The organism is Calothrix sp. FACHB-168, assembly GCF_963889195.1.
Lineage (GTDB): Bacteria > Cyanobacteriota > Cyanobacteriia > Cyanobacteriales > Nostocaceae > Aulosira > Aulosira anomala_A.
This window is the reverse complement of record NZ_CAWPNJ010000014.1, coordinates 62242-80133: the sequence shown is the minus strand read 5'-3', so window position 1 is coordinate 80133 and position 17892 is coordinate 62242. Positions and strand designations below refer to the sequence as shown.

Genomic DNA, 17892 nt, shown 5'->3' with positions numbered 1-17892 from the left:
TTTTACTCTTTTCTTTTTATTTTGGGTACTATAGTTTTGCAAATTTTTTGCGAAATATTTGCAAAACTAGTACTTTTAAAAATCAATGCTGGAAGTAATAACGATTTGAAAAAACAATAGATAAGGTTTAAAAATGGGCATGGGGCATTGGGCATTGGGCATTGCTCAATAGTCAATAGTCATTTGTTTTTCCTCCTTGTCTCCCTTCTCCCTTTTGTTCACACATCAAATGAAACTACATAGAATCGAGACGGCGGCGTAACTGGCTACTAAACGCATCAATAACTGTGACGACTACTAAAAGTACTAGCATCATGGTTGTAGCTTTGTTGTACTCAAATCCGTCAATGTAACTTTTCAACTGAAAGCCAATACCACCTGCACCCACTACACCCAACACAGAAGCAGCGCGGATATTATATTCAAACATCCAAAATGTATAACCTAATCCCAAAGGTAGTACTTGGGGTAAAATTCCATATTGGGCAATTTGTAATTTAGATGCACCGATAACTTCTAAAGATTCTATGGAGCGCGAATTCACGGACTCAATCGCCTGTTGATAAAATTTAGCTAGATAACCAATAGTATAAATTCCTAAAGCTAAAGTCCCGGCTGGTGCGCCTAATCCTGTAGCGGCGACAAAAATTAACCCTAGAATAATTGAAGGAACGGAACGGACAGTATTTTGTAGTAAGTTGGCTAACCATTGCAACCATTTTGGGGATACATTGTTGGCACTAGCTACAGCAATTGGTACGGAAATAATTGCACCGATAGTAGTTCCCCATAGTGACATTTGTACAGTTTCAATTAACGCTTGAATGGCTATATCCAAAACTGTTGTATCTGGTGGAAATAAACGGGAGATAAAGTCAGTGATATAAGGCCAGCTGTTAGAAACTAAGGCAAAATCAACTTTGAGTCCTTGTAATGCCCAACTATAAACGACAACGGCTATTAACAGGAAAATTAAAAAACTTACCCAAGGGTAGCGCCGCAGAGGATGGGAATTAAATAAGTAATTCATAATGGGTATTTGCGCTGTTATACTCTACACTTGGGATAATTGGGCAAATTTTGCTTGCAGGTTGTCGCAAGCACCGTCATAAACAATACATCCGGCATCGACAACGATCGCTCTTTGGGCATATTCAGCTGCTATACCCAGATCGTGCAATACCGTCACAATTGTCATGCCTTGTTGAGAATGCAATTCTGATAAAGTCTGCATCACTTGTTGACAAGCGATGACATCCAAGCCGGTGATGGGTTCATCAGCTAAGAGAATTTGTGGTGATTGAATTAAAGCACGAGCGATCGCAACTCGTTGCTGTTGTCCCCCACTGAGTTGGCTGGTTTTTTGTTCAGCGAATTCTTTTAAACCCAACTGTTCTAATAAATCTAATGCCAAAAGGCGATCGCGTCGCCCAAAACCAAATAAAGTTTGCCAAGTTGTCCGACTACCCAAGCGTCCACAAAGCACATTTTCGATAGCAGATAACTGGCGAATTAATCCGCCACCTTGAAACAGCATCGCCACATCACGCCTAATTGCTGGTAATGTGCGGGGTGTCATTCTCACACCATTAATTTGAATTTCACCCTTAACTAGGGGTACTAATCCTACAAGCGATCGCAGTAGGGTAGATTTACCAGCGCCATTTAGTCCTAATAAGACGACAAATTCGCCCCGATTAATTTGACAATTAATGCCATTAAGAATCGGGCGATTCAGAGAATTTACATAAGCTGTCTCTAAGTTATGGCACTCAATTACATAATCGTTCATCCCTAAATTAATTCCACCAGTATGTAAGGTTATCAAAATGGGCATGGGGCTGGGGCTGGGGCATTGGGCATTGGGCATTGGGTAGAGACGCGATTAATCGCGTCTCTACAATTGTTTTTGTCGTCCTTCCCTTGTCCCTCTCTGCCTCATGCCTTTTGTCAACTACGGTTCAATACCAATACTTGCCAGTGCATTCCGTACTGGTGCTAGGTGACGATTGTGATCTACTCTCACTAATTCTGTAGAGTTATATAAGTTACGTAGTAGCTGATTGTTTTGTGATTGATTTAACTTGAGTAGGGCATTAATAATTTTTTCGCGCATGGGTGCGGGAACATCATCATCAATGGCGATACCGTGAGCAGGTACGCCAGCAATTCTATGCAGTACGCGCAACTGATTTTTTTCTTCTGCGGTAATATACGGAGGATTTAGCGCATATTCTGATACAGCAGCCACATCCGCTTGTCCGCGCAGTACAGCTTGCAGTGCTTTGCTGTAATTACCACCATAGCTAACTTGACCGAAGAACCCATTTAAGCGGTCTTTATCGGGGACAAATCCCTGTTTAACTAATTCACTAGTGGGGAAAATAAACCCGGAACCAGAAGTAGGAGAGGTAAACGCCATTCTTTTACCGCGTAGTTGTTCTAGGGTACCTTTGGCGTTGTTTCTACTTTTTAAAGGGCTATTTTTGGGAACTACAAATACTGAGCTATAGGTGTATCTTCCTGAATAGTTATCGCGCACCTCAGCTAAATACAAACGAGCATTAGCTAATTGTTCAGCTTTCAACGCCGGACGGCTGCTCAAGAAAGCGACATCAGCGCGATTTGCTCTTAATGCTTCCACCGCAGCTGTATCATCACCCACTTGTGCTTTCACTGGTATCCCCAGTTCTTTAGATAAAAACGCGCCTACAGCATTGGCTTTATTTTGCAAATCAGTGGAATCAGATCTACTAGGAAAAACTATTGTCAACGAATTAATTTTTTGGGCAAGCAAAGTAGGTGCTTGTTGATTAATAGTGGAATTAGTAGTAATTGCCTCTAATCCCCCAGATGTGCTGAATACTACACCTGCAAGGGCAGTTAGTGCAGCCCCAGCAGCCAACAAGCCTTTTTTCCTCACACTCATTGCTCACTCTCCATTAAGAACTTTTCTCAAAATTTCTGCAAATTAGTTGCAAGTAAATCCTTAAAGCAATCTAGAACTTTTGAGAATAAAAGTCAATATTTGCAAGGCTTACTCATTCATCAATGAACTTCATAGATTTAAGCTGCAAGTTGATTGATGGGGCGGAGTTGTTTTGGTTTTGACGGTGCGAAGATTGGGAAAACTCAATAAACAACGAAAAAATTAGACAAAAATCAATGTCTCAAAACCAACAATCAAATTCCAATTCGGATTCCCCCTCTGATTCCCCCTCCTCGCTTGCGGGGAGGGGGTTAGGGGGTGGGGTTCCTTGGCAAGCACCACCAAAACTTTGGGAAAAACTCAAGCCATTAGCACGACAGATGCGGCGCGAACCGACACTGGCAGAAAAGAAACTATGGCAGAAGTTGAGATCTAAGCAACTACTAGGTTTTAAGTTTCGCCGTCAGCATGTAATCGATCGCTTTATTGTGGATTTTTACTGTCAAGAAGCGCATTTGATTATTGAAGTTGATGGTGGAATTCACGAATATACCCAAAAAGAAGATGCAATTCGTCAAGAATTTTTGGAAAGTCTTGGGTTAAAGGTGATGAGGTTGAAAAATGAGGATGTTTTGCATTCAATTGATGAGACGTTGGTAAAGATTGTGCATGAGCTGCAAAGTCGGTAGAACCCCACCCCCAACCCCCTCCCCGCAAGCGAGGAGGGGGCTAAGAATTGAAATAGTTTGAATGAAATAATTTAATAATGCTTGAGTAATGCCTTGGGAGCGATGGCAAGCACAGCATTTTTAATTAAATTAAGCAGTAGATAAAGATATTAAGGGCTATTATGACTTCTTCAGTTAAAGATTTGGTGCTGGTTGCTGGTGCTACTGGTGGTGTAGGACAATTAGTAGTAGGTGAACTACTAGAGAAAGGCTTAGGGGTTCGCATTCTCACAAGGAATCCAGCAAAAGCTCAAAAGATGTTTAACGATCGCGTGGAAATTGCTGTTGGTGATATCCGCGACGCCGCTACATTACCCGCCGCAATGGCGAATATTACTCATATTATCTGTTGTACTGGTACTACTGCTTTTCCTTCTGGACGATGGGAATTCGATCCCGATCCTAGTTGGATTGAATGGGCGCAACTACTATTCGATCCGCAGTTGCGTGAATTTAGGGCGAAGAACAGTCCCCAAAAAGTTGATGCTCAAGGTGTAATTAATTTAGTAGCAGCAGCACCGCCGAATCTTCAGCGATTTGTGTTTGTGTCTTCTTGTGGTGTTTTGCGTAAAGATCAGCCGCCTTTTAATATTCTCAATGGTTTTGGTGTGCTGGATGCGAAACAAAAAGGTGAACATGCGATCGCTAATTCTGGATTACCCTACACTATTATCCGTCCGGGACGTTTGATTGATGGCCCCTATACCTCATACGATCTCAACAGTCTTTTAAAAGCCAAAACCGATAGTAAGTTGGGTGTAGTTATCGGTCAAGGCGATAAACTTGCAGGTGATGCTAGCCGCATCGATGTCGCATCAGCTTGTGTAGAATGCATTTTTATCCCAGCCACTGCAAGACAAATTTATGAATTGGCGAATAAAGGAACAAGACCGGCTGTCCTTGACTGGGAGAAGCTTTTTTTACAACCAACTACTGTCTAGCACTGTTGACTGTTGACTGTTGACTGTTGACTGTTAAGAAAGTTTTTTCATCCGTTCTGGTGTAAGCAATTCATAAGGGCTACTTCATCCAAAAAAAAGGCTCGGCATTGAGCCAAGCCTGATTATATCCTGGTGCTTAAACAGACATCCCAGATTAATTTATGCAAAAATTTGGCAGATTTAATCTTCCTCTAGGCTGTATATCTAACTATCCTCAAGACTGATTCAATTTTTAAGCTCGACAGTGACAAATTTGAACTACATTTAGCAACGAAGGGTTGCTAAGTTAGATCGCGAATCCTGAAACAATAAAGGTAGACACCAAATTAACAGCCAGAGTAAGAGCCAGACTATGAGTAAACTTCCCAAGAGTCTTGAAGAAGCGATCGCCCAATCTCGCGTAGCTACCCAAGCAGCCCTAGCAGATGGACAAACTCGCCTACAAGTTGAGTTTTTGTTTCCCGAACTTAAATTTATGCTAGTGGCGGAAGATTATTTGCCTGTATTTGCTGAATATGGTTCAGGCTTGAAGGTTTTCTTTGCTGATGCGGGTGCTGCGGCTCTAGCACGCAACCAATGGAAAGACGCTGCATTTCAAATTACAGATATTGGTACGGGTAGAGCTAATGCGCCTAATACCAAAATTAAACCAGAGGATGAAATTTTTCTGTTTATTGCACCAACTTCTGTAGAAGTACCGCAAATGGAAAAGTTAATGGCAGAAATAGGCGATCGCCCTGTAATTTTCTTAAATCCTCGCTTAGAAGATTACGGTATAGTCGGCTTGGGTTATGCCGCCAGACAAGTGCGTCAGCGTTTTATTGGTAACATCGAATCTTGCTACTACTTACGCCCAGTTGATGACCAAACTGCCGTCTTTCGTTGCTATCCCGGTCAGTGGTCAGTTTGGGTAGAAAAGGGCGATGAGTATGAAAAAATTGCCGAATTACCGACAAAGCCATCTGGTGATGACTTAGATATCATCCTCATGAAAGGACAGCCACAAACAGCAACCGATACTGCACCCGCGAAAAAGCCCAGCGTACTTAAGGGTTTACAACGGTTCTTAAAGGCTTTGAGTAGTTAAAACATGTGGGCACAATAATATTGTGCCCTAGCAATTCTCCCTATTTTTTCATTTGACAAGATTGCTTTGTGATTAAGAATAAATCAAACAAGCTTTTTGGCACATTCATCTATTCTAGAGGGCATGGCAATGCCAGTGCCCCTACAATCTTTCACATTGTTTTTTCAAATTTGTATAAGATTTTATTAATTTGTAGATATTTAACTCACGGCATAATCTGTATACTGACGGATATAAGGCGGATGAAATCCGACTACAATATCATGTTTTGGTACTCCCATTGCAGCTAGCTTTTCGCCTACATCCTCTTCAGTTCCATTCCACTGAATCCAAATTTTGCCGTTTTTAATATCAAAATGCATCACCGGGCCAAAAATTCTGCGTTTATTTTGCCAACCGATATATATTAGTTGGTAATGGTCTTTTTCTACATCAAAAATTGTTTGTGATTCTATCTCATCATTAGATGCAGTAAGCTGGGCATATTCTGTCAGCAATTGCCGAATACATTCACGGTATTGGTTTAAGTCTGCCATAGAATAATTTCCTCTGTTTCGACATCGTAAATTATTAGATTTATTTGAAAAAAGAATGCGACAAATGGTAGGGGCATGGCATTGCCATGCCCTCTAGAATATATTGATGTGCAGCAAACGCTATTTAAATTGGTATTTAGATATACAGCATATTTCAGGTAAATGAGGTGGAAGCTTCGGGGCATGGCAGTGCCAGTGCCCCTACAATCAACAATCATCTGTACCTCACCAACTGGCAATCTGCTGTATTTTGCAAGCTACTTTACCAGCAAAGACAAGGGCAAGAACCTGAGCAATGCCCCATGCCCTTTTAATTACTCCTTAACGGCGCATTCAAGATTTTCTCAATGCGATCGCGTGTTTCGAGAATATGGGCTTTGGTATACTCATCATCAGAATTGGCTCCTGCTAATTTCTCGTTGAGTTGGCGAATTTTATACCAGGCTAAGGTACGTGCATCTTCAGGTACGTATTCTTTGCGTAATATAATATCGCTTAGTATATTTACATACTCACGCTGCAATCCGCGACGCAGGCTAGAAATCATCAGGGGCTTGCCTTTTGGTTTTATGACTTCTGTCCAAATACCAGTTTGCAAGGTATTAAATAATTCAGGCAGACTCAAAGCTTTACCTTGGGGACTCTTGAGTTCGATGTCCTTGAGACGAGAAAGGCGATCTCCTGAAAGTAAATCTACCAATACCGCACTTTGCAGGTTTAAAACCAAGTCGTGAATGGGGTAGTCTAAACGCCCAACTAAGGGATAACTGCCCCAATGATACCAACGAGAAGGGGCTAATTTATTCAGCAGTTCTGGTGAGAAGTTAAAAGCATCCTCAGCAAATACATACTTTTGTAAGGTTTCTAAAGCTTGGCGTTGTTCTTCTAAGGGTACAGGTTCAAATGGTAATCGGCGTTGGCGAATACCTGCTTTGCTGGGAGGTTCCCCCGCATGGACGCGATAAAAGGACTGACCGCCAATATATTTAGTGGTATAAAATATATTTTGGAAGTAGTTACCCAATACTGAACCAAAGCGATCGCTAAGATCGCTATAACTTTCACCCGCTACTGGATAACGTTTGTTCAGCCGATCCCACATGACGCGAGAATTATCTAATTGCCATTGAGCATAGCGGAGAACATTACCGCTATTATCCCAAGCGTTAGCTGTAGGATCGAGGTCATAGCGATCCTCATCTGTAGAGTAACTTAACTCTGGGCGATGGGATTGATTGGCAATTTCGTCTAAAATCGGTTTTTCGGCGATGGGAGTTGAAGCTTGAGTTGGCATATAGCCATACTGAATCGCCCAGTCATCATAAGGCCCTACTATACTAGGAAAATAATCGCCCTGCTTTGTCCCTTGGGGTGCAATATTTGGCGGAATATAATCCATAACTGAAGCAGTTAAGCCTTTATTACCAGTAACTTGCTTATCGTTTAACTCCTCTGGTGGTAGCAAGTTACTACCCCGGAAGTTGTGGCGTAAGCCTAAGGTATGTCCGACTTCATGGGCGATAATTAAACGTAGATATTGATGGATATACTCTTTGAGTTGCTCTTGAGTGGTGGTGTTGTCTTCTAACAATGTCATCGCCATTGCACCCAAAGCAAACTGGTTAGAAGCTTCGATTCCGTAACACAAATCTGACTCCCCAGCGAGTTTAGCTAACCGACTCAACATTGGCTTTTGCTGCTGCTGATTATTTTGGGATTTTCCAGCCAATTTATTGACGCACAGTGCATTATTTTGCATCAACGCTGTTAAAGAACTACGTCCTTGTACTTGGTTGGGTTGTACTATTTGGCGATACTCATTTTTGAGGACGCGGACAAAACTACCATCGACTAAAATATCTGCATCCAAAATTTCCCCAGTTAAGGGATTGACGCGGGATGGCCCCCTAGCAAAAAAGCCGTCGATTGTATTAATCCAGCGAATTGTGTTGTAACGAATATCCGCAGGGTCCCATGTAGCATTATCTGGCATTTGCCGAGCTTCAATGGCATCTTTGAATCCTGCTTGCAAAAATGCTTTATTCCACATTAATATCCCTTCTTTAATCGCATCGCGGTATTCATAAGGGACAGCGTTGTCAATCCAAAATACTATCGGCTTTTTCGGGCGAGATATAGGCGCTTGGGGGTCTGCTTTTTCCAAGTTCCAGCGATTAATATAGCGGACAAATGGATCGCCGCGATCGTCTTTGGATAAGTCTTGATAGGCTGTGATAAAATAGCCCACGCGCTCGTCTGCTAAACGGGGTTGATATTTATTATTTGGCAGTTGTGAAAGACTATAGTGGATGCGTAAAGTAAAGCCACGACTGTCTGCTAGGGATTCAAAATTCAGCATCTGATTTTCCCGACTGCTGCTACTCCCACCACCAGAAAAATTTAATACTGTCTGGACTTCGATGTTTTCGGGAAAGACTTTCGCACTGCCAAAATAAGATTGATCTGTACCGCCAGGAATCCCCAAACTCAAAGATAAACCAGCTAAATCTGTGAGTAATAAATCCCCTAAGTCAATAAGCAGGGTTTTGCGTTCTGGATGAATGCTTTTAATGGGGATAGTGTAGAGTATAGAATCGCTAAACGACCGAGCGAGCGATCGCGCCTGAGGATCTCCGTCTTTAGTACGAAAATTTACATTCCGCACAGTAAATTGTAAATTATTGTCTAGCCTTTTGAAATAAAATAAAAAATCCTGCAAAGGCATCCCGCTATAAATACCCTGTTCGCCAATCCCCGATTCTAAGGTTGATGTAGCTAGATAATTTTTATTGAGTTGCTCTGGCTGAATTTCTAAATAAATTTTATTCTTTTCTTTCTGCCGATAAATGGTGAATAGTCCCTGCTGCTTTTCTGTATCTTTTGTAACTTCATCAAAGGCTTCTAGATCGTCCTTCTTTGGTGGTTTAGTCGATGCGTTGGGTTTTTCATTGGGCTTTTCTGGAGTTTTTCCCGCTACTAACAACGGTTGTTTTCCCGCTTCTTTAGGACTAGTAACGAGCCAATTAAACGGTTGTTGTTGTAGCTGTTGGTTTTGATTCATTACCCAAACTTGCTGTCCGCCTTTTCCCCCAGAATTAGATAACTGAGATGTTGGTACAGCAGGTTTTTTAGCATAATTATCTAATTTATTTAATGGTTTTAAACTTGACTTACCATTAGAAGACGGCGCTATAACTCCTGGTGTAGTCTGATTTACACCAAATCTATCTTGTTTTTGTTTGTTATGTAACTCAGTATTTATTTTGTTAACAGGTGATGACTTAGCACTAGTAGTTGTTACTCCCAAAAACAAACCAGACAACAAAATTACATAAAGACTTAATTTATTCATCTAATCTACCCCCGACAACAATCATTAGCTATTTCTCATTATTGGCAAAGTCCATCGGCTTTGCTGTTATCTAACATAAGCTTATTTAAAAAATATTATTAGCTGTCTGATATGCAGCAGTAAACTTTTCATTTAAGTTATCATCACGATTCTGCAATTTTATTAGCCAGTTTTCCTGTAGTATTTTTGCTAACAATTATATCTGTAGCCTACAGTACGTATTATTCTGGCATCAGATTAGTAAACTTGCTGATAAGAAAGTATAACAATCTGGATTAAACCAAGGAAATTACTGGCAAATGCAAAACTTCTCACCGGATCAATTTCAATTTATACAGAGAAAAATAGTTAAGCTTCAAAGACTTTTCACTTTGGCGATCGCCACTTATTTTATCAAAGTCACATACGATACAAGTATTTGATTAATTTCCGCCTCATCTGAGTTCATCAACCTGTAGAATCATTTTTCATAAATTAGTAATTAAATAGTAATCCAAAATACAAAATGTCATATTTATCACAAATTTGGCAGCGTTTCAGGAATTACGCTCAGGGTAAAAAGGTAACAGATAAGCCACAGACTAACTCTGTGAAAGCCCAAACACTATTTCCTAGTACAAAAATTTCTCAAGATTTAGATAAAAAGCCTAGATATGTTCAAAATAATTTACAATACTCTTTATTCATTCAAAAATTGCAAAAAAGCTTAGAAGAATGGGGAAAACCCGGTAATGGTTTATTATCGGCTCAGAACGGAATAGTTACAGCCCCCAAACAGCGCCAATTTTATGAAGAGATTTACGATCTACTTGGTCATGCCGCTTTAACACCAGATATAGTTGAACAGCTAATAAATTTACTCATAGCTCGGAAAACATTTCAGCCACGGCTCCTGTTCCAACGTTTAGAGGAATTTTATCGTCGCTGGTGTCAGGGTGAGTTTCTTGATGCTGCACCTGATAATAACTTACCTCAGAAAAAAATGTTAACTCTGTTAGCAAAAAATATAACTATCGGACTGAGGGAAGTAGATATATATACTGGATTAAATGTATTAATTTTACTATTGGAGTTACATCGCTACGCCCAAAGTCGAGCTGAACTTCAGCAGTCAATTAACTTTTATCCATCTAGCCAACCAGATACAGAAAGTTTTTTCACCTCCGAACTACTGCGGATAATAAACTATAGCGATGCAATTGAAATTGGTAATTTCACTAGTATTGTTGGTGAATTCCTCAAAGGTGGGAATTTTCGCGGTGCTTATTTAGGTAATGCCAACTTAACAGGTGCTAACTTTAGCGGTGCTAACCTCAGTGGTGCTTACTTAGGAGACGCCAATTTAACAGGCGTGAATTTTACTAATGCAAATCTCAGTGGTGCTAACTTTGGCGATGCAAATCTCAGTGGTGCTAATTTGCAAAATGCCAACCTCAGCCATGCTGACCTCAGTAGCGCCAATCTCAGTGGTGCCAATTTTAGCCACACAGACTTGAGCCGCGCTAACCTCAGCCATGCGGATATTAGCAGCGCGAACTTAAAAAATGCTAACCTCAGCCATGCCGATCTCAGTAGTAGTAACCTCAAAGATGCTAATCTTAACAATGCCAATCTCAGCCATGCTATTGTTTTCGGTGCTAATCTCAGCGAAGCTAAACTCAGTAGCGTCAACCTCAGCCATGCTGACTTGTGTCGTGCTGACCTCAGTGGTGCCGATCTAAGTCGTGCTATTCTTAACGGCACTAACCTCAGTGATACTATTCTTTTTAGCACTAATCTTAGCGATGCGATTTTAGTTGCTGCTGACCTCAGCTATGCCAAGCTAAATGGAGCTAAACTTAACTATGCCAAACTCAACGGCGCAATGTTCTTAGGAGCCGATCTCAGTGGTGTAGACCTCAGTGGAGTGATCCTCAATGATGCTGACCTGAGTGGTGTTCTACTGAGTGACGCTGACCTGACTGGTGCTGACTTAAGTTATACCATGCTTTTTGGTACTGATCTGAGCTATGCCAATCTTAACAAAGCAAATCTCAGTGGTAGTAATCTCAGTGGTGCTTTACTCAATGGTGCAGACCTTAGCCATACTAATCTCAGCTACGCCATTCTCAGTAATGCAGATGTGACAGAAGCCAACCTAAAAGAAATGACTTGGGGAGAAAAGCAGCAATGGGAAACCGTCCGGGGATTAGAGACAGCGCAAAATGTCCCAGAGTTGTTAAAGCAGGAATTGGGGTTGAGTTGAAAGATGAGGGAAGGGAAGAAGGACAAGGGGGACAAGGGGGACAAGGAAGACAAGGAAGAATAATAACTATTGACCATTGACTATTGACTATTGACTCTTGTAAACCTGATGTCCGCGAATTTCTACTTTATGACTAGCTAAACATTTTTCCCAACCTTCGCGAGTACCAATTTCGTTTTTCTGCTGGAGGAGTCCTAATTCTTCTTCTTGTTGGGTAAGTTGGGCAAATTGTTCGTAGAGTGGGTAGTTAGGCGTAACAAAGGTTTCTTTACGATGCAATATTGGTGGATTGTCTCTGGTTTGGTAGTCGCGGTGAGTAATTTTTAAGGTGAGGAAGTCAATTATGATACTGGCTTTTAAAGCTGGGTGGGGGTCGGTGTTGAATTCTGGATAAAAGAGATAGCAAATTTGCGGTTTATCGGTGCAATATTTAATTAAGGTAGCACCATCTACCCGCCCGATGGTACGACTGGCGCAGCCTTCATAAATCCGCAGTAAAGCATCAAGTTCTGTTAAGGCGGAAACATGGACATACAAAGCGCCACGGGTATGTTTACCGATTTTACTTTTGTCGCAAGCATTTTGAATGACTCTAGGTTGACCGAGGCTAAAGAGTTTTTGGTCAGCGACACCACAAGCTTCTTCATAGCTACTAAAAAAGGCTTTGATATCGTGGCGGATTTCTGGCGCTAGTTTATGCCATGAGGGACGTTGTTCAAAGTGGGTGAGGGCGAGGTAAACTTGAATATCCAGAGAGCGACGATAAGCGATCGCATCCCATTCTGCCTCATCAGTAGCTTGTAATACTACGCCAAAAGCACGGCGAAAGTTACCAAATTCACTCAGTAGTTCCTGTTCGTTACTTAATTCCCCCTTAACTGGTAATCTTCCCCGTTGGGTGAAAAACTCCATTAATGGTAAGAGTAGTTCTTGGTAATCTTCAAAGCGCTTGCTAGGAATGCGGACTCTAGGCGTAGAACTGCGACTAAAAAAGCGAATGGCTTTGAAACTTTCTTTTTCGGCTTCATGGCGAAAGACAAAGTAGACGCCTAAGGCTACAGGTACAGCATCAACATTCAGTACCTCATCAATGTAACTTTTTAGTTCTTCTTGCTCGTAATATTTCTGAAACGTATTGCGACGGGTGACAATTCCATCGCCATAAGCTATTTGGGTTTTGCTAGGCGCGTTAATTAAAACCTGCGCAGCGACAATTAAAACTTTGTGGGTGAGTTCCCAAGCTTTAATTAAGCTGTCTCGCCTTTCTTGGGGATCTTCGATGACGTTGAGAACATAACCCAAATTAACCACATCAGCAGAGGTAATCGATGCATCAGGATAATAATAAGGGTCCCAACCGCCACTAGTGTAACCTAAATTGGCGACGCGCTGGAAATCACCACCATAGCCGCAACCGTAGTCAAAAAAGGTAGTTTCAGGATTGAGAATTGCCCATTCTATAGCCAATCGTACAGGACGAGAGATATCCATGCGAGCGATCGCAGCTCGATGACGTTCGATGTCTAACGCTTCAGGCATAATCTTCAGTCAACAGTCAACAGTCAACAGTTAACTAATATCCTTTCAATCTTTCAGCGCTAGTACAATTAAATCTTCAATTTTCTTGATATTTGGATCGCCGGCTAAGTAGCCAATTCCTCGATGTAAATGCAAGCGAAATTGGCTAGCAAGGGTTTCTTTATCGGTAGCAAAACCGTCGTTGTGACACCTTTGCTTGAGTGCGAGGAGCAGGATATCAGACATCTCCCCACCAAACACGCGCCAAGTCATTTCCACATTGCTATCTTGGGGAATAGGAACGGGGGAAGGTGGGGTAGGTTCTGCGAGAGAACGACAAAAAGCCCATCTGCATAATATATTCCATTGGTCAATTTTCGTACTGCGGCGCAGTTTCAGCAGTTGGTCTTTAGCGGTTTGGGAAAGTTTTATTCTTTCTATTGGCGATTCCATAATTAAAATTTATCAAGCTTTTTATAGTGTCACCCTGCAACAGGGTAGATTTTGATGTCTAAATTGTCTGAGCCATTCTTTAAATGATGGTCATTTTTCATTTTAATTTATTGAAGCGATTGCACCAGGTTCAATCTCTGTGCTAAGGCAGATAGATTTAATTTATTCAATATACTAGACTTAATTGGGCGTTTTTCGTCCCAAAAAATCAGTGAAGAGTAGAAATCAGAAGCTAAGGTAGAAGTTAAAATAATTAAAGCTTGCTCGGCTGATTGCTCATTGTCAAAAGCCAGAAAATAAACAGTATCATCAAAAATAGTAGGTTTATTATCGAGCGTTCCAATTAGTCGGAAGTTAAGTTTTTTATATAATCCACAAATTGCTATTTTCCAAGGTAAAAATGTGTAATTTCCGACACCAAATATAGAAAAGCGGGGGTTATTATGATATATTTGACTTTTTCTAGAATCTAAATAATTTGCATGAGACTCTAAATAATTCCAGGTTTTAGGTGCTATATTTTTAATATATTCAGTTGACTCACCGATAAATCTTTGAGGAACTACAACATATCGATTGGTAACTTGCGTTCGACCTTGAGCTACATCAGAACCTTTAATTAAAGGAAAAATAAATTTTTCTTCGATATCAACAGTTTCTCCTAATCCATTTATATAAATATCATTAATTTTAGATAACTCCATTACATCTGAGCAATCATGTTTAATACCAGAACGCCATTTTTCTGCTGATTTGAAAGCATATAAATCTTTTAATTTATCAAAAATCAATACATCTTTCACTAGAATGTTGTCTTGATAGCCTATTCGCTGGTAATTTTTATCTTCAAGGCTATTAAAAACATCACAAAAATAATTATGCGAAGTTGAATCAAATTTACATAATAATAAACAAGCATCAACATTTGCGCCAAAATACTTTTTTGCATCTATTTTGTAAGTTGCACAATATTCTAGAGATATTTTTTGAACATGAATATAATTTAGTAACTTTCTTGAGACAGAAGTTTTGCACAACATGGCAAGATAGGCATGGCATTTTTGTAGATATTGGACTATACGGATCAACATCCATTCAGAAACATCAAAATTGCTTTTGCCAGTAATTGCATCTAATCCATTCAGCTTTTGAAAATTACTTTTCAAGGGTAAATTAACACCATGAATTACTCCTTGTCGTGAGTTAGTAACCCAAGGAAAGTTACCTATTACTAAAATATTTTCTTGGTTTTCTCTGATTAATGACTGCCAATCAAACTGAAAAAAATCTGCTTGCTGAACTTTAATTCTTTTGTCTGCTAAAAGCAATTCTTCATTGTTAATCACGTTAAGATAATTTTGATTAATTTCCATGCCAATAATTTTTCTTGCAGATGGAAATATATGTGCAGAAGCTTTAATAAAATTGCCTAAGCCGCAAGTTGGCTCAATAATTATGTCAGGTTTAATACCCAGTTCAACTAGTTTATGGCAAATTTTTTCAGCTAACTCTATAGGAGTTTGAAAATCGCCATATTCTATTTTTGACCTGAAAGTTTGAGTCATGAAATTCTACTAATAATCCAGGAAAATCTATACCGCTTGCTGAATTACCCTGCAAAAACTCATATTTTTCTTTTAGATAAAGCTTAAATTTTTGCTCCAGATATGTTCCAACTGCTTTACCGTCTGTAACTCCATAAAGTAGAGATTCTGAGTGTTGAGACTCGGATGCTGAAAATATTCATGCTTCTAAGCAGAGAGTTTCTACGGTCAGTGTGGGCATAAATACAAATCAAATGTAAAATAGTCTACTTACCAAAAGTATTGATTTTCTAATACTGTTGTTTGCCGAGTCGCAGAGTCATATTCTAAAAGATATTCGTGAGCGATCGCTTCATTTTCTCTCAATATTTGCACTTCTTTTTTACCAATTTCCGTATCCGTAGATAATAAAATTACTTGATGACTGGCGGAGGGAAAGTACCGTTCTACCAAGTTACTGCGGTGAGAAGAATCAAGCCTACCTAACGGTGTATCAATCGCTACGGGTAAGCGACGACCGGAGACTCTTGCTAAACCCCACAAAAAGGCGATCGCTAATAGTTGTTTTTCCCCAGCAGAAAGGCGATGTTTGGGGACTGGTTTACCTTTTAAATCGTACAGTGACAGGCTAAATGTATTACTGTCGATAGCAACGCGATGAACTAAATCAGATTTATGTAGCAAGTAACGAAAACACTCTGTTACTTCAACTTCTAATTTATTTAGTTTTCTCAAAGTTAATTTTTCGCGAAAAACCTTGAGTGTTTCTTGCACTCTCGCGGCCGATTCAATAATATGTTCTTTATTTTGCCGTTTTAAACTTGTTTCTGTATAGCTTTCTAAATCTTTTTTAGTAGTGTAAATCTCGGTTTCTAATTCAACTAAACGGCGTTTTGCTACTTCATAAGCCGCCTTAGCATCAGCAACTTCCTGTTGTGCTTGTTGTAATTCATCAGCCAGCCTTTGATATTCTTCGGGTGAAGCTGCGGTTTGAATTTGTCGTTCCAGAGTGATAATTTCTTCTTCCTGAGACTGGAGAAATTTAATTTTCTCTTGAGCCTGAGTTTTCACATAACCCAGATAATGATGAATTACATTATCTAACTGATTCAGGCTTTCTCTATCAGCTAATAACCAAGGTTCGGTGGTAACGGCGTTATGTAAATCTTGATTCTCTTTTTTGATAAATTCTTGAATTTGAGTAACTTCTGACTCAGCAATAGTTAATTGATTAATAAAATTCAGTAACTTCTGCTCTTTCTCTACCAATAAATCGTGAGCCACCTGCATTTGTTGAATCCGAAATTCTGCTTCTCCTTGATTCAAAGACTCATTTAATAAAGGTGTAATCAACGCTAAAGGTAAAACATCAGCCGCTAAATCGCACATTGCCTGACGCGCTTTCTCGGCTGCTGTAGTTTTCTCATTCTTTTGTTTTTCTAAGTGACTGCGTTCTCCGGCAATTTTCCCACCTTCAGAAATAAATTTATTTACAGCTTCCTGCTGCCGAATTTCCGCAGATTTTAATTCATCTTGCAAAGATGTAATTGCTTGCAATTCTTGGTTATAAGTCTCTTGCAAATCTTGTAACTTCTCTTCAATTTCTGCCAGATTAGCTAATTCTTTAGTACCAGCCAGTTCCTTACGTTTACGATTCATTAAAATATCTAAATCAACAGCCAACCTATCAGCTAACTCTAATCCTAAAAGTCCGCTAATTGCATCAACTACAATTGCTGGTGGTGTTTCCTGTTCTGCTAATTCTTTAACTTGTTCGCCATCAAATAAAAATAGATTAGATATACCTAAAGGTAATAAATTTTCAATATACTCATCCCAAATATTCACTAAAGCCGTATCTAACCATTCATTAGCATCTAAAATCCCTAAATGGTCTTTACCATCTTGCGGATTTTTCTCCCAAGTCCGCACCACCCGATATTTTATCGGCTGGTCATTTTCAACATGTTCAAAAACTAATTCAATGCGAGTTTTTTCAACAGGGTCAGTCTTACTATTAACACATTGAGTCAGAAAATCACTATAACTTAAATTACCACGGGTAGAACATTGAGCGCGATGACCATAAAGCGCCAACCGAATAGCATCCATTAAAGTTGTTTTTCCGCCACCATTCATCCCACCTAAAAGAATTATGGGACGAGAATTTTCATGATTTCTTGGGTCAAGATTAATTACCTGTTTCCCAGCGTATGGGCCAAAGTTTTGTAATACAAGTTCAATAAATATCATTTAATTTAGTTAATTAGAACAGCGTAATTAAATATAACTAGCGAGGGTTGTCATTAATCATTAGTCATTGGTCATTTTTAGAGACGCGATGAATCGCGTCTGTACAATTATCATTTGTCATTTGTCATTGGTAAGAGTTGCAAGTATATTTACGTTTAATAATATAGTTTGGGTTATTTATACCGACTTACTTAGACAAAATTCAAATTATAAGTTGAAGTTGTTAATCAATTTCTCTCTCTGTGTTCTCTGCGCCTCTGCGGTTCCATTAAAAAAATACTTTTCACAACTCCTACACAAATTCCT

At 39.8% G+C, this 17892-nt stretch carries 14 protein-coding genes and 1 pseudogene; 4 read left to right on the top strand and 11 right to left on the bottom strand.

Features of this window, described 5'->3' with window-relative positions; genetic code table 11:
• Nucleotides 1-2: 2 nt before the first annotated feature.
• The 4 genes from AACW45_RS07625 to AACW45_RS07610 form a co-directional block, all read right to left on the bottom strand.
• The gene (locus tag AACW45_RS07625; protein WP_190632458.1) at nt 3-155 is read right to left on the bottom strand and encodes a hypothetical protein; all 153 of its coding nucleotides are present in this window, start codon (nt 153-155) and stop codon (nt 3-5) included.
• A gap of 80 nt (nt 156-235) precedes the next feature.
• Complete coding sequence (gene phnE, locus AACW45_RS07620) at nt 236-1030, bottom strand: phosphonate ABC transporter, permease protein PhnE (protein WP_190632457.1); 795 nt, start codon at nt 1028-1030, stop codon at nt 236-238.
• Nucleotides 1031-1054: 24 nt separating this feature from the next.
• On the bottom strand, nt 1055-1792 hold the full coding sequence (locus AACW45_RS07615) for a phosphonate ABC transporter ATP-binding protein (protein WP_190632519.1): 738 nt from the start codon (nt 1790-1792) through the stop codon (nt 1055-1057).
• A 162-nt stretch (nt 1793-1954) separates the two neighbouring features.
• The gene (locus AACW45_RS07610) at nt 1955-2929 is read right to left on the bottom strand and encodes a phosphate/phosphite/phosphonate ABC transporter substrate-binding protein (RefSeq protein ID WP_190632456.1); all 975 of its coding nucleotides are present in this window, start codon (nt 2927-2929) and stop codon (nt 1955-1957) included.
• A 236-nt stretch (nt 2930-3165) separates the two neighbouring features.
• Here AACW45_RS07610 and AACW45_RS07605 point away from each other — a divergent pair, with 236 nt between their 5' ends.
• From AACW45_RS07605 to AACW45_RS07595, 3 genes are all read left to right on the top strand, one after another.
• Nucleotides 3166-3618 (top strand): endonuclease domain-containing protein, encoded by a 453-nt coding sequence (locus AACW45_RS07605; RefSeq protein ID WP_190632455.1) that lies wholly within the window; start codon nt 3166-3168, stop codon nt 3616-3618.
• A 161-nt stretch (nt 3619-3779) separates the two neighbouring features.
• Nucleotides 3780-4598: an SDR family oxidoreductase gene (locus AACW45_RS07600; protein ID WP_190632454.1), complete on the top strand. Its 819-nt coding sequence runs from the start codon at nt 3780-3782 to the stop codon at nt 4596-4598.
• Between the two features lie 352 nt (nt 4599-4950).
• A complete protein-coding gene (locus tag AACW45_RS07595) occupies nt 4951-5685 on the top strand; it encodes a DUF1995 family protein (RefSeq protein ID WP_190632453.1) in 735 nt (244 codons plus the stop codon).
• Between the two features lie 200 nt (nt 5686-5885).
• Here AACW45_RS07595 and AACW45_RS07590 read toward each other — a convergent pair whose 3' ends face one another.
• Together AACW45_RS07590 and AACW45_RS07585 are read right to left on the bottom strand one after the other, a co-directional pair.
• Nucleotides 5886-6221 (bottom strand): XisI protein, encoded by a 336-nt coding sequence (locus tag AACW45_RS07590; RefSeq protein ID WP_190538419.1) that lies wholly within the window; start codon nt 6219-6221, stop codon nt 5886-5888.
• 310 nt (nt 6222-6531) lie between these two features.
• Nucleotides 6532-9573, bottom strand: a complete 3042-nt coding sequence (locus AACW45_RS07585) for a zinc-dependent metalloprotease (RefSeq protein WP_190632452.1) — start codon at nt 9571-9573, stop codon at nt 6532-6534.
• 505 nt (nt 9574-10078) lie between these two features.
• Here AACW45_RS07585 and AACW45_RS07580 point away from each other — a divergent pair.
• The gene (locus AACW45_RS07580) at nt 10079-11818 is read left to right on the top strand and encodes a pentapeptide repeat-containing protein (RefSeq protein WP_190632451.1); all 1740 of its coding nucleotides are present in this window, start codon (nt 10079-10081) and stop codon (nt 11816-11818) included.
• Between the two features lie 87 nt (nt 11819-11905).
• Here the strand turns inward: AACW45_RS07580 and AACW45_RS07575 are convergent, their stop codons facing one another.
• The 5 genes and pseudogenes from AACW45_RS07575 to dndD all read right to left on the bottom strand — a co-directional run bounded on the left by AACW45_RS07575 (nt 11906) and on the right by dndD (nt 17586).
• The gene (locus AACW45_RS07575) at nt 11906-13357 is read right to left on the bottom strand and encodes a DNA phosphorothioation-associated putative methyltransferase (RefSeq protein WP_190632450.1); all 1452 of its coding nucleotides are present in this window, start codon (nt 13355-13357) and stop codon (nt 11906-11908) included.
• Nucleotides 13358-13402: 45 nt separating this feature from the next.
• Nucleotides 13403-13789 (bottom strand): DNA sulfur modification protein DndE, encoded by a 387-nt coding sequence (dndE, locus tag AACW45_RS07570; protein WP_190632449.1) that lies wholly within the window; start codon nt 13787-13789, stop codon nt 13403-13405.
• Nucleotides 13790-13896: 107 nt separating this feature from the next.
• The gene (locus tag AACW45_RS07565) at nt 13897-15354 is read right to left on the bottom strand and encodes an SAM-dependent methyltransferase (RefSeq protein WP_190632448.1); all 1458 of its coding nucleotides are present in this window, start codon (nt 15352-15354) and stop codon (nt 13897-13899) included.
• A gap of 4 nt (nt 15355-15358) precedes the next feature.
• Nucleotides 15359-15532 (bottom strand): annotated as a pseudogene (locus AACW45_RS07560) (restriction endonuclease); the annotation flags it as partial.
• Nucleotides 15533-15603: 71 nt separating this feature from the next.
• Complete coding sequence (gene dndD / locus AACW45_RS07555) at nt 15604-17586, bottom strand: DNA sulfur modification protein DndD (RefSeq protein WP_190632447.1); 1983 nt, start codon at nt 17584-17586, stop codon at nt 15604-15606.
• Nucleotides 17587-17892: the final 306 nt, after the last annotated feature.